This is a genomic window from Mesobacillus jeotgali, from assembly GCF_014856545.2.
Lineage (GTDB): Bacteria > Bacillota > Bacilli > Bacillales > Cytobacillaceae > Mesobacillus.
In genome coordinates this window covers 4,499,627-4,512,754 of the sequence record NZ_CP109811.1, presented here as the reverse complement: position 1 = coordinate 4,512,754, position 13,128 = coordinate 4,499,627, and the positions used below count along the sequence as shown (strand labels likewise).

Genomic DNA, 13,128 nt, shown 5'->3' with positions numbered 1-13,128 from the left:
ATTATGCACAGAAAGAATATTTGCTTGTTGAAAACAGCGATATTGTAAAAAATACTCCATCAAGTTATCTTTTTGCAAAAAGAATAGTTGATGTCGTCGGGTCAATTTTTGGTTTACTAATACTTAGTATTGTTTTTATAGCAGTTGCTATACTGATAAAAATTGAAGACCCAAAAGGACCGATTTTTTTTACCCAAAAAAGAATTGGTCTGAACGGTAAAGAATTCCAGATGTATAAATTTCGATCTATGGTTTATGATGCTGAAGAGAAATTAAAAGAGTTATTAAAATATAATGAAGTCTCAGGCGCCATGTTTAAAATGAAAGATGATCCTAGAATTACAAAGGTAGGCAAGTTTATTAGAAAGACTAGTATTGATGAACTCCCACAACTTTTTAATGTGCTTAAGGGTGAGATGAGTTTGGTTGGTCCTAGACCACCACTTCCTCGAGAGGTAGAATTGTATTCAAACTATGACAAACAACGATTGTTGGTCACACCTGGGTGTACTGGGTTATGGCAGGTTAGTGGGCGCAATAGTCTTGGTTTTGATGAAATGGTCGAACTAGACCTTAAGTATATCGAAAAAAGAACGCTTCTTTATGATTTAAAAATCATAATAAAGACAGTGCTAGTTTTGTTCGGATCTAAAGATGCATATTAGAAATGAGGTATAATAAGAATGATGAACAAAGATTCTAAAATATATGTTGCTGGTCATCGAGGACTCGTTGGTTCAGCAATCGTAAGAAGATTAGAGGAAACAGGCTATAAAAATCTTGTATATAAGACAAGCAAAGAATTGGATCTGCGTGACAAAAATGCTGTTGACAGCTTTTTTGCAGAAGAAAAACCACAGTTTGTATTTCTGGCTGCTGCAAAAGTTGGAGGCATTATCGCTAATAATGTTTATCCTGCTGATTTTATTCGAGACAACCTTCTTATCCAAACAAATATTATAGATGCTGCCTATCGAAATAACATAACGAAACTCTTATTTCTAGGAAGTACATGTATTTATCCGAAAATGGCTCCACAGCCTTTAAAAGAAGAGTATCTTCTCACAGGAGAGCTTGAGCCAACTAATGAGCCATATGCCATTGCGAAAATTGCCGGAATTAAAATGTGTGAATCATATAACCGTCAATATGGTACACAATATATTTCAGTAATGCCAACAAACTTATATGGTGAAAATGATAATTTTGATTTGCATACTTCCCATGTTTTACCGGCATTAATAAGAAAGTTTCACGAAGCTAAAGAAAACAATAAACCATTTGTAGAGGTTTGGGGAACGGGAACGCCAAAACGTGAGTTTTTATATGCTGACGACCTGGCCGATGCCTGTGTATATCTTATGAACACATACTCAGGAAATGAAATTGTAAATATTGGTGTTGGAGAAGATATTGCTATTAAAGAATTAGCTGAGAAAGTCAAAGCAGCTGTTGGATATACTGGAGATATCCAATTTGATACAACGAAGCCAGACGGCACACCAAGGAAATTGGTGGATGTCACTAGACTTAATTCTTTAGGATGGAAGGCTAACACTTCTTTAGATGAAGGATTAAAGAAAGCCTATCAATGGTTTTTGGACAATCAATTAACAAAAGTGAAATAATATAATTCGGAGGCTTATAATGAAAAAAGCATTGATTACTGGAGTTACAGGACAAGATGGGTCTTATTTGGCCGAATTCTTATTAGAAAAAGGTTACGAGGTTCATGGAATCATTCGTCGTAGCTCGTCATATAACCAAGAACGATTAGAAGACCTTCTTACAGAAGAAGAGGCTAATGCTTTATTAAATAACTCCAACTTCCACCTTCACTATGGTGATGTAACAGATGCATTGAATATAACGAAAATAATCGGTGAAGTTCGACCTGATGAAATCTATAATCTTGCAGCTCAATCTCATGTTCGTGTTTCTTTTGATATGCCAGGATATACATTAGATGTAGATGCAAAGGGAACATTAAATATTCTTGAAGCGGTTAGAATTTTAGGTTTGATAGAGAAGACAAGAGTTTACCAAGCTTCAACATCAGAACTTTTTGGGAAAGTACAAGAAGTACCACAAAAGGAAACAACGCCTTTTTACCCGCGTTCTCCATATGGAGTAGCTAAAATATACGGGTTCTGGATCACTAAGAACTATCGTGAATCATATAATATGTTTGCTGTTAACGGAATCCTATTCAACCATGAATCAGAACGACGTGGTGAAACATTTGTTACACGGAAAATTACTCTTGGTGCTGCACGTATTGCTCAAGGAAAACAAAAGAAATTATCTTTAGGGAACTTAGAATCACTCCGCGACTGGGGCTATGCAAAAGACTATGTAGAATGTATGTGGTTAATTCTTCAGCACGATAAACCAGAAGATTTTGTTATTGCAACTGGAGAAATGCATACTGTACGTGAATTTGTCGAACTTGCATTTAAGCATGTTGGAATTGAAGTTGAATGGACAGGCTCAGGTGTTGAAGAAAAAGGTGTTAACAAAGCAACGGGCGAAGTGATTGTTGATGTAGATCCTAAATTCTTCAGGCCTGCTGAAGTTGACCAGCTATTAGGAGATCCAAATAAAGCAAGGACGTTACTTGGGTGGAACCCTACTAAAACTTCTTTTGAAGAATTGGTAAGGAAAATGATGAATAACGATATAGATAAAGTATCAAAAGAACATAAAATGCAAAAGATGTTTGATTAAAATAGAAACACAAGTGAAGTAATTTATTACTTCACTTGTGTTTCCTCTCTTTTTGGGGATGAAATAAAATGAAAAGTCTATATTTTATTGATTGTAGAAGATGGATTTTTCGAATTTGGCTCTACTAATAGGTTGTAATATATTAAAGAAGTTATTTCGTTAATAGGGAAGAGATATATGATAAATAAAAATAGGGGAATAAAAAAGGAAAAGCTTTTAATTTATGCACATTATTATACTCCTGATGTCGCATCTACAGGTCAGTTATTAAAAGAGTTGGCAGAGGGAATGATTCAAGAGTTGGATGTTACAGTTATTTGTGTTGTGCCATCTTATTCAGGGAGAATATCTCCTGAGTATAAAACAAAGTTTTTTTATAGAGAAGAATTAAATGGTGTAAAAATAATCCGTATTAGAGTACCTGAATTTTCTAAAAGTAGTAAAAGTAGCAGGGTTTTAAATATTTTAGCATACTTTCTTGGGGCAATTTTTGCTACTTTAAAGGTCGGAAAGATAAATTATGTTTATTCAATTTCTCAACCGCCTATACTTGGGGGGTTATTAGGTATATTTGGGAAATGGAGTAAAAATGCACGATATATCTATAATATACAGGATTTCAATCCGGAGCAGATAATGGCAGTTGGTTATAGTAAAAATAAAGTGATTTTAAAATTGATGCTATGGCTTGATAAATTAAGTTGTAAGAGTGCTGATAAAGTTATAGTTGTAGGCAGAGACATGATTGAAACTCTTAAGAAAAGATTTAAAGGTAAAAAGCTTCCAAACCATGTTTTCATTAATAATTGGATTAATGAGAAAGAAATCTATCCAGTTGCTGATGATGCCAAAGAAGTAATTGAATTTAGGGAGCAATATGGATTGGTTGATAAGTTTATAATTATGTATTCAGGAAATTTAGGATTATATTACGATTTAGAAAATTTATTAAATATTATTAAAGAGTTTCCCGATGGAACCAAAGTTGCGGATGGAAGAGAATTGGTATTTGCATTTGTTGGTGATGGAAGTCTAAAGAATAGCCTAATTGATTATAAACAACGAAATAAAATGGACAACGTAGTTTTTATACCATATCAGAAAAAGAAAGACTTAGTTTATAGTCTTAATGCAGGAAATGTGCATTTGTGTGTAAGTGCAAAAGGAATACGAGGTGTATCGGTACCAAGTAAACTTTATGGGATCATGGCTAGTGGAAGGCCTGTACTAGGAGTGCTCGAAAAAGGATCTGAAGCGAGATTAATAATAGAAGAAACTGGATGTGGTCTAGTCTGTGATCCAGGCGACTATAAAATGATAAAAAAAGTTATCGAACAAATTCTTAATTTGACCGATAGTAACGAGCTTGGGAATATGGGTAGATTAGGAAGAAAATATTTAACTGAAAACCTGACAAAGGATGTTTCAGTTTCCAAGTATATTAAAGAAATAAAGACCTATTAAGGGAGATTACTATGAAAAGGTTGTTATGGATAGGTAGCCTTGAGAGTGAAGAAGAATTTAAATGGAAAGCAAATAAAGGTTTTAACTTGGCTTCAGCTCAAGTCTCACAAGAAAATATCTTATTAGGTTTAGAAGATATAACTGGCCTAACTTTCGACTCAATTAATGGCAGCGTACTCCCTCCATTCCCTTTGTACGAAGACAGAATTGTTGAAGAGGTCAGATGGGCTCATAAAGAAAATGCTAGTAATGTTAGTGTGGGGTATAGAAATGAAAAATTCATTAATAGGTTAACTTGTAAACATTCTATGATCCAGGCTGCAAGAAAATGGGTGAAAGAAAAATATAATAATGAAGAACTAATTGTATTTGCCTATTCCATGAGAACTCCTGTGATGGCAACAGCTTGCGAGATCAAAAAAATGATTCCAAGTGCGAAGATTTTCCTTATCATAACAGATCTGCCACAGTTTATGGACTTAAAGCAAAGTAAAACAAAAGCCTTTCTTAAAAGACTTGACTGGTTGCAGATTCGACAAATGCAAAAACAGTTTGATGGTTTTATTCTTTATTCTTCCAAAATGGCACAATTTCTCCAACTTCCAGATGATAAATGGATATTAATGGAAGGTTTATACGATCCAAGTGAATATCCATGTTTATTACAGAGAACAAACTCGCACTCCAAAGCACCTAAAGCTATTATGTATTCTGGTAAACTTGATCTACAATATGGCCTAGATTTGCTAATAAATGCCTTTATGAAAATAGATAATGCTGAATATGAGCTTTGGTTTACAGGAGGAGGAAATGCAGAAGATTTTATCAAAGAGTCTTCATTAAAAGACCCAAGGATAAAGTTTTATGGATTTCTACCATCCAGACAAGATGTAATTAATAAACAAATGGAAGCCTCTTTATTAGTAAACATGAGACTGCCATCTGAGGCTGCTTCAGCATTTTGTTTTCCATCAAAGTTATTTGAGTATATGGCTACTAGTATTCCGGTACTATCATTCAAGCTTGAGGGTATTCCCCAAGAATATTATAACCACCTTGTAATTATAGAGGACGAAACGATAGAGAGCTTAATTGATTCAATTAATAAGGTTCTAAGTATGGATAACGAATTTAGACTTGAGCTAGGTCTAAGTGCAAGAGACTTTATATTAACTAATAAGAACAAAGACATCCAATGTGGACGAATATGGGATTTCTGTAAAGAAAGATTGAGGTAAAAAAATGAAAAGGATATTGTGGGTATGTAATGTTCCTATCCCGAAAATTGCAAATGATATGAAAGTGAAGGAGCCTAATATTGCTGGATGGTTAACAGGCTTTGCAAACTCTTTGGAAAATGCAGCGGAAATTGACTTGCATATATGTTTCCCGCTTCTAGGTTTGAAAAAACTAAGAACAGGTAAGGTTGGAAATATTCATTACTATGCTTTTTCCCAACCAAAAGTTTTTGGAATTCTTCCTGCGGAAGATCAAATAAATACTTCATTGTTAATGGAAAATCAAATTAGAGAAATTGTTGGGATGGTTAACCCTGACATAATGCATATATTTGGAACAGAATATCCCCATTCTTTAGTTGCAGCTAAAGCCTTCAATAGAGCTGATAAAACTGTAGTAAACATACAAGGTTTAACTTCATATTATTGGATGCATTATAATTCAGGTATTCCTTATAAAATTCTTAAAAAGTTTTCTATAAGCAATATAGCAAGAGGTAATTTACTTCAACAGGAAAAGAAGTTAAAAAAACGTGGACTATTTGAGATCGAAACAATTAAGAATGTTGGACATGTGATCGGAAGAACAGATTGGGATGAAGCTTGTACCACTCAAATAAATCCTGAAATTAATTACCATTTTGCAATGAATCTCTCCGGGATTCTTTTTATAACGATAGTTGGAATATTGACACTTGTGATAGATATTCTATTTTTATGAGTCAGGCAGCAACTCCTATTAAAGGATTACAATTTATGATTAGAGCCCTGCCAGAAATTATACGTGAATATCCAGAAACCCATCTTTATATTGCTGGGAATGATTTAACTAAAACAGAGTCTTTGTATACAAAACTTAAAATATCTTCTTTTGCATTATATATAAAATCATTGATTAAAAAATATGGCTTAGAAAAGAAAGTTACATTTACAGGTCCTTTGACTGAAAAGCAAATGAAAGATAGATTCCTTAAAAGTCATGTGTTTGTATCTCCTTCCACGATAGAAAATTCACCTAATTCATTGGGAGAAGCGATGCTTTTAGGAGTTCCCTGCATTTCCTCTGATGTAGGTGGGGTTAAAAATATGCTAAATCATAACGAGGAGGGATTTATTTATCAAGGTGATGCTCCTTATATGCTCGGATACTATGTAAAAAAAATATTTAAAAATCCAGAAATTGCAAAAGAATTTGGAATCAAGGCCAGGAAACATGCACAAGTAACTCACCATAGAGATATTAACCTTAAAACATTAATGAAAATTTATGAAAATATCCTTGATTATGAAGATTCTAAGTAATATTTAATAAATAATTTATTTGAAGTAAGGTCATTGTTAGCTTTATTATATGGGTATTTGTTGATTTTAGTAACATTATACTCATAATCTTTGATATTTATAGACACTAACTTAAAAGGTGGAAAAGATAAAAATAACTTCGAAAAGGTAAAAAATAGTATGGAGATATTTTATAAGAAAAAAGGTAGTAGTATTCTGTTAATATTAATGATTGTAGCTATTGCTTTAGAAAATTTGAAACTTTTTAATTTTCTAGGTGCCCCTATTAAACTTACGCACATAGTATTCATTTTTGCTATCATTAACTCATTAATTTTAAGAATAGAAAAAGTAGGATTTAGTATAAAACAACTTATCACATTAATTTTTTTACTTATTATTCCCTTGCTACCATTATTTAGAGTAAGTAATACGATAGAGTTTTTAAAAACTTTCCTTATTTACTTAATAATGGTTTTTTTTATGGTGTTTTCTTATTCAGATTATCTGAGCAAGTTTAAGATGAATTATAAAAAGTATATCTATCTATTTTTATGGATTGTATTAGTTGTACAAACATTAGGTATAGTACAGTTTATAACCATGAATTATTTTGGTTACTTTTTCTTAGAAGGAATATGGGGTAAATTTCAGTTCCACTCAAGTATATATGGGATGCAATTTGGTCTTTACAGAGCCTATTCTATTTTTCATGAACCTTCTTTATTTGGTTGGGTTTCCACAACATCTTTTGCAATATGTATATATCTAAGTCGGAAAAAAATCTAGATATTAAATTTATTAGTTTATTTCAATGTTTTAATGTAGTTGCAATTGCGGTCTCTGTAAGTGCGTCTTCATTATTGATTTTGCTGGTAATCTATGGGTTATCAGTAATAATGGAGATTAAAAATCCTGTTAAATTTATTTTACTATTTTTCATTAGTATTGTTGTATTCTTTTTCCTTATGAAATTTACTACGTTTTTTAGTTCATTAGAACGTATTGGAAACGAGATTAATGCTAGTGGTACTTCTGGATATGAAAGAATTAATTCTCCTTGGCAATACGTAGTATCAACTTTTAATTATTTTCCTTTCTTGGGTCGAGGATTAGGACAAGAGGGCAATGTAGATCCAATAGGAGTAATCGGTTTGTATGAAGGTGTTCACAATTCTTTGTTTGGAATTTTTGTGAGCTTTGGATTAAGTGCACTAGTTTATATTATTTACTTTATTTATTATTTTGTAAGAAAAATTAAAATGGATATTGACTTTCTAATATTGATGGTAGCGCTACTAGGAATCTATGCTTCAACAGGTGCATATTTATCACTAGATACATTTGTTGTATTAGTTTTAGTTTTATTTATTGGAGATTTGACAAAAAATTCACGTTTTATCATTAATAAAGGAGATAATTGATTTGAGACCACTTGTATCATGCATAATCACAACTCACAAAAGACCCGTGGAAATATTAAAAAGGTCAATTTTAAGTGTTATAAACCAAACTTACAATAACCTTGAAATAATAATAGTTAACGATTATCCGGAAGATTACGATTTACAAATTTCTATTTCAAAAATGATAAATTCTTTTAAAGATAAAAGGATCTCATATATTGTGCATGAAAAGAACTCAGGGGCTCCTAAAGCAAGAAATACAGGAATTAACCATTCGAAAGGAGAATATGTAGCATTTCTCGATGATGATGATGAATGGTTACCTGATAAAATTGATAAACAGCTAAAATTATTTGACGATGATCAAGTTGGTCTAGTTTACTGTGAACATTACCGAGTAGAGAAAAACCGTACGATAAGGATAGTTCCACATGACTATTGTAAGGACGCTCGTAACAAAATTTTTATCTATAATTTTATCGGGGGAACTTCATTTCCCCTTATGAGAAAAAAAGCCATTATAGAAGCGGGGATGTTTGACATAAATTGCAAATCCTCCCAGGATACTGATATGTGGATTAGAATAATTGAAAAGTACAAAATAAAATATTGTAAAGAACCTTTGGTCAAGTATCATGTCAGTGAAGAAGCTATATCAACTGATATTACTAAAATCAAAGATGGCTATTTATATCAATTAGAAAAGTATAGAGATATATATGATTCTGATAAACAACTGTATATAAAAAAATTAAATATGATAGCTGTTGCCCTTTTTGTACATGGGTCAAGGAAGGAAGGGATGAAATATTGGAAGAAGGCTATTTTCATGAAAGTGACAAGCATAAATAACCTATTGTTTATTAAAAAGTTGGGAGGTTACTCCCTATTGGTAATAAAGAGAAATCTAAGTAAAGTCAAAGTTTTTTAAATGAATTTTACTTAATTCAAATGATAAATTTAAAAAATGTTAGTAGGGGACTTAAATTTGGAGTCAACACGTTTACTAAAAAATGTCTTATTTTATTTTCTTGGTACACTTTCGAAATTGTTACAAATCTTATTGATACCTGTGTATTCATTATATATTAATCCTTCGGAATTTGGATATTTTAATCTTATTATTTCTATTATTGCACTATCTATTCCGCTATTGTATCAATCTATTTGGGAAGGTGTGCTTAGATTTACAATAGAAAAACAGGGAAATGAACGAAAGGTTATTACTACAGCAACTTATTATTCTATTGGACTAACAGTCATATACTCACTACTTTTTTTAATTTTCCATTTTGTATTAAATTTGCATTATGGAATAGGTATATTGCTAATGGGGATTTTTCAAATAGCTTCATCCTTTTGGCAATTTACTGCTCGTGCTTTAAATAAAAATAAAATTTATACTTTATCAATTATTGCAGAATCAGTAGTTATGATTATGCTTAATATCATACTTATTGTGTTTTTTAATGTTGATATATTAGCATTGTTTATTGCAAATATTGCGGGGAAAATTGTTTTGATCTTAATTATTGAATCAGATGTTAAATTGTTGGCAGGATTAAAGAAGTCTGACTTTGATATAACTTTACTGAAGTCAATTATTAAGTACTCACTCCCTTTAAGTGTGAATGCCGTTTCATGGTGGTTAATAAGTTCAAGCAATACATTGATTATTTCTTATAAGCTAGGAATTGAACAGAACGGTATATTTTCATTAGCTAATCGATTTGGTGCTTTAATGACACTATTCACTACTGTTTTAAATATGGCATGGTTAGAGGAATCTTTTAGAATACATGGAGAAAAAGATAGTGATGACTATTTTAATAAAATTCTAGATATATTGATTAGGTTCATTCTTATAGGAGTTGCAATATTAATTCCTGCTACCTATATATTTTATCAGTTTTTTGTTTTTGGAGATTATAAAAGCGGTGTAGTTTTAACACCTATTATTTATCTAAATGCTGCTTTATCCGCAATAGTCACACATCTAGGCAGCGGTTTTTTAGCTAATAAAGAAAGTAAAGTTATATTCCAAACAACATTAATAGGAGGAGTTATCTCTATAATTTTGGCTTATATTGGCGCAAATATATTTGGAGTTATAGGGGTGGTAGCTGCTTCTCTAATTGGAACTATATCTATGTTTGCTTTTAGAGTTCCAATGTTAAAAAAACGTATGATCTTAAATATAAATTATAGTATTTTGTTTGGTTTATCATTAACATGTGTTGCTCTAATGGTCATAAGTCATTTATATAAGGAATTTCTTGTTGTTCAATTAATTATATTAATTATAGTAGGGCTATTCGGAATATTTGTGAATAAAAGACTTGTTTTCAGTTTACTAAAGAAATCTTTACGATAGGGGGAAGTTAAATGGCCTTAAATCAACTAAAGGAAAATCCACTATATACAAAAGCTGATTATGAAAAAGCTTTATTGGACCTCTGTACTCCTGTTGTACCCTATTTTAGCGAAGATAAAGCATTATTATCGTTGTCTTCCTATAATGCCACAAATTATAGTGATCTTATTTTAAATATAGAAGCATTTGCAAGAATATTATGGGGTTTAGGTCCTTTTTCAAGAGAAAAGAATGATAATCCTATCGTAAACAATTTCAAAGAAGGCATTTTAAATGGAACGAATCCTAATCATCCAAACTATTGGGGAAAAATAGAAGATTTTGATCAACGTGCAGTTGAAATGCCTAGCATAGCCCTTTTCCTTTATTTTTCTAAAGGTGATTTTTGGGATAACTTAAATGATATTCAAAAAGATAATATACAATCATGGTTACTACAAATTAATCATAAAAAGTTAGTTGATAATAATTGGTTATTCTTCGCGGTATTAGTAAATATTTCATTAAAAAAAATTGGAGGAGAATATTGTAATAAAACAATAGATAATAATTTGGCTAGAATTGATGAGTTTTATCTCGGTGCTGGATGGTATTCTGATGGGGAAACAAATCAAAGAGACTATTATATTTCTTTTGCGATTCACTTCTATTCACTGATATATTCTAAAATTATGAAAAATGATGATATAAATCGTAGTAAGGAGTATAAAAATAGAGCCGAATTATTTGCAAAAGATTTTATTTATTGGTTTTCTACAGATGGTTCGGCAATACCTTTTGGAAGAAGTTTAACATACCGATTTGCCCAGGTGGCATTTTGGAGTGCTATAATATATGCAGAAGTTGATGTCTTTTCTCTGGGAATTGTAAAGGGAGTAATAAATCGTAATTTAAGATGGTGGTTTAAGCAACAGATTTTTGACAACTCAGGCTTATTAACTGTAGGCTATGCTTACCCTAATATAAATATGTCTGAGGAGTATAACGGTAGTGGATCTGCCTACTGGGCGCTAAAAGTTTTCTTAATATTAGCTCTAGATAACCAACACGAATACTGGAAAGTTAATGAAGAGGAACTTCCACCTCTACACTCTAGAGTAATACAACAACATTCTCGAATGACGATTTGTAGGAATAATAGTCATGTTGCTGCATTTGTAAATGGACAAAACTGTGAAGGATTGGTTCATTCTGCTGCTAAATATGAAAAGATGGTTTATTCTAATATATTTGGGTTTAGTGTTCCAAGGTCTAACAATAGTATCAGGCAAGGTGCTTATGACTCAACTTTATCAATAAGTGATGATGGAGAAGTATTTAAACCGAGATCAGGCCTCAAATATTATTTAAATGAGGATAAATTTCTATATTCAATTTGGAAACCTTGGAACGATGTAGAAGTAGAAACTTATATATTGCCTAACGTTCCATGGCATATAAGGATTCATAAAATAAAGACTAAAAGGAATATTATACTTTGCGAAAGTGGATATTCTATTGAACGAAAGTCGCATCTTAATCCTTCAATTTCACGAACAATTAACGAGAGAGATAATGGAGTAGGAATTACTTATGGTAATATTCATAGCGGAATACTATCTTTAATTGGAAATGGTCTTCCAGAAGTAATCTACCCAGTGGCAAATACTAATCTTAATTTTCCTAGAACAGAGCTACCAGTATTATCATGGAAACTGAGAAAAGGTGATTACTTTATAGTTAACGCTGTTTTAGGAGATATGAGTTTCAATAGAAAAAATGAAAATTACTGGAACGATATTCCTAAAGTTAATGTTGAAGGAAATACAATTTCTGTATCCCATCACGATATAGCGGAAGTAATTAATTTAGAAAAAAATTACAAGTCACCACCTTCAATGTATAAAAAAGTTAATAACCTTAAAAAGAAAACAAAATCATTGGTGAAATCTATTAGGAAACTATGAAGATGCCTTTAATTGGACAATTACACTAAACGTTAAAATAAGTAAAGTTATAGATAATTATTTTGTAATTGGGAGAATGCGGAGGAGCATATGAATGCAAATTACTATAAGGTATTGTTAAAAATTTCAAAGATTAAGTATGGTGAAAATTTAAACTTACAAGGTTGTCCAGTTATTTATAATAAAAGAGGTTCTTCTATAAAAATAGGTAACAATGTTACAATAAAATCTTCATTTTTATCTAATCTCGTAGGTCTTTATTCACGTTCTATAATTGTAACTAGAACACCAGAAGCAAAGATTGAAATTGGAGATAATGTTGGTATCTCTGGAGCAACAATTTACGCTAGGTCTTCCATTACAATTGGTAATAATACTATGATTGGTGGAAATGCAAAAATATTAGACAACGACTTTCATCCCATTGAAATTAATGCAAGAAACGCAGATATTAAGGAAAAGATTAAAACACGTCCAATTTATATTGGTGAAAATTGTTTTATTGGTTGTAACACTCTTATTCTAAAAGGTACTGAATTGGGTGATGGTTGTGTGGTAGGTGCTGGTGCGGTAGTAAGTGGAAAATTCCCTCCAAATAGTGTGATTGTTGGCAATCCAGGGAAAACCATGAAAATAATACAGCAATAAGGCGATATAATTTATGATGAAATTAATTACATCTTTTGAATGAT

The 13,128-nt window shown here is 31.5% G+C and carries 13 protein-coding genes; all 13 read left to right on the top strand.

Annotated elements, in window-relative coordinates:
- Positions 1 to 20 precede the first annotated feature (20 nt).
- On the top strand, positions 21 to 665 hold the full coding sequence (locus tag FOF60_RS22885) for a sugar transferase (RefSeq protein ID WP_225650025.1): 645 nt from the start codon (positions 21 to 23) through the stop codon (positions 663 to 665).
- A gap of 21 nt (positions 666 to 686) precedes the next feature.
- Positions 687 to 1,628 carry a GDP-L-fucose synthase gene (gene fcl / locus FOF60_RS22880; RefSeq protein ID WP_192471227.1) on the top strand — a complete coding sequence of 314 codons (942 nt, stop codon included), beginning with the start codon at positions 687 to 689 and terminating at the stop codon, positions 1,626 to 1,628.
- A gap of 19 nt (positions 1,629 to 1,647) precedes the next feature.
- Entirely contained in the window at positions 1,648 to 2,727 is a 1,080-nt protein-coding gene (gene gmd, locus FOF60_RS22875; protein ID WP_192471080.1) for a GDP-mannose 4,6-dehydratase, read from the top strand.
- A gap of 177 nt (positions 2,728 to 2,904) precedes the next feature.
- Entirely contained in the window at positions 2,905 to 4,191 is a 1,287-nt protein-coding gene (locus FOF60_RS22870; RefSeq protein WP_192471079.1) for a glycosyltransferase family 4 protein, read from the top strand.
- 11 nt (positions 4,192 to 4,202) lie between these two features.
- On the top strand, positions 4,203 to 5,429 hold the full coding sequence (locus tag FOF60_RS22865) for a glycosyltransferase (protein WP_192471078.1): 1,227 nt from the start codon (positions 4,203 to 4,205) through the stop codon (positions 5,427 to 5,429).
- A 4-nt stretch (positions 5,430 to 5,433) separates the two neighbouring features.
- Entirely contained in the window at positions 5,434 to 6,150 is a 717-nt protein-coding gene (locus FOF60_RS22860; protein ID WP_192471077.1) for a hypothetical protein, read from the top strand.
- A gap of 35 nt (positions 6,151 to 6,185) precedes the next feature.
- The gene (locus FOF60_RS22855; RefSeq protein ID WP_264647617.1) at positions 6,186 to 6,731 is read left to right on the top strand and encodes a glycosyltransferase family 4 protein; all 546 of its coding nucleotides are present in this window, start codon (positions 6,186 to 6,188) and stop codon (positions 6,729 to 6,731) included.
- A gap of 159 nt (positions 6,732 to 6,890) precedes the next feature.
- Positions 6,891 to 7,499 (top strand): hypothetical protein, encoded by a 609-nt coding sequence (locus tag FOF60_RS22850; protein WP_192471075.1) that lies wholly within the window; start codon positions 6,891 to 6,893, stop codon positions 7,497 to 7,499.
- Positions 7,469 to 8,134 (top strand): O-antigen ligase family protein, encoded by a 666-nt coding sequence (locus FOF60_RS22845; RefSeq protein WP_225650007.1) that lies wholly within the window; start codon positions 7,469 to 7,471, stop codon positions 8,132 to 8,134. Before FOF60_RS22850 ends, FOF60_RS22845 begins: the two co-directional genes overlap by 31 nt.
- A 1-nt stretch (position 8,135) precedes the next feature.
- Positions 8,136 to 9,047, top strand: coding sequence for a glycosyltransferase family 2 protein (locus FOF60_RS22840; RefSeq protein ID WP_192471073.1), 912 nt, complete (start codon positions 8,136 to 8,138; stop codon positions 9,045 to 9,047).
- A gap of 57 nt (positions 9,048 to 9,104) precedes the next feature.
- Positions 9,105 to 10,490, top strand: a complete 1,386-nt coding sequence (locus FOF60_RS22835; RefSeq protein ID WP_192471072.1) for a lipopolysaccharide biosynthesis protein — start codon at positions 9,105 to 9,107, stop codon at positions 10,488 to 10,490.
- 11 nt (positions 10,491 to 10,501) lie between these two features.
- Positions 10,502 to 12,436: a DUF2264 domain-containing protein gene (locus FOF60_RS22830; RefSeq protein WP_192471071.1), complete on the top strand. Its 1,935-nt coding sequence runs from the start codon at positions 10,502 to 10,504 to the stop codon at positions 12,434 to 12,436.
- Positions 12,437 to 12,526: 90 nt separating this feature from the next.
- Positions 12,527 to 13,084 carry an acyltransferase gene (locus FOF60_RS22825; RefSeq protein ID WP_192471070.1) on the top strand — a complete coding sequence of 186 codons (558 nt, stop codon included), beginning with the start codon at positions 12,527 to 12,529 and terminating at the stop codon, positions 13,082 to 13,084.
- The last annotated feature ends 44 nt before the right edge of the window (positions 13,085 to 13,128 follow it).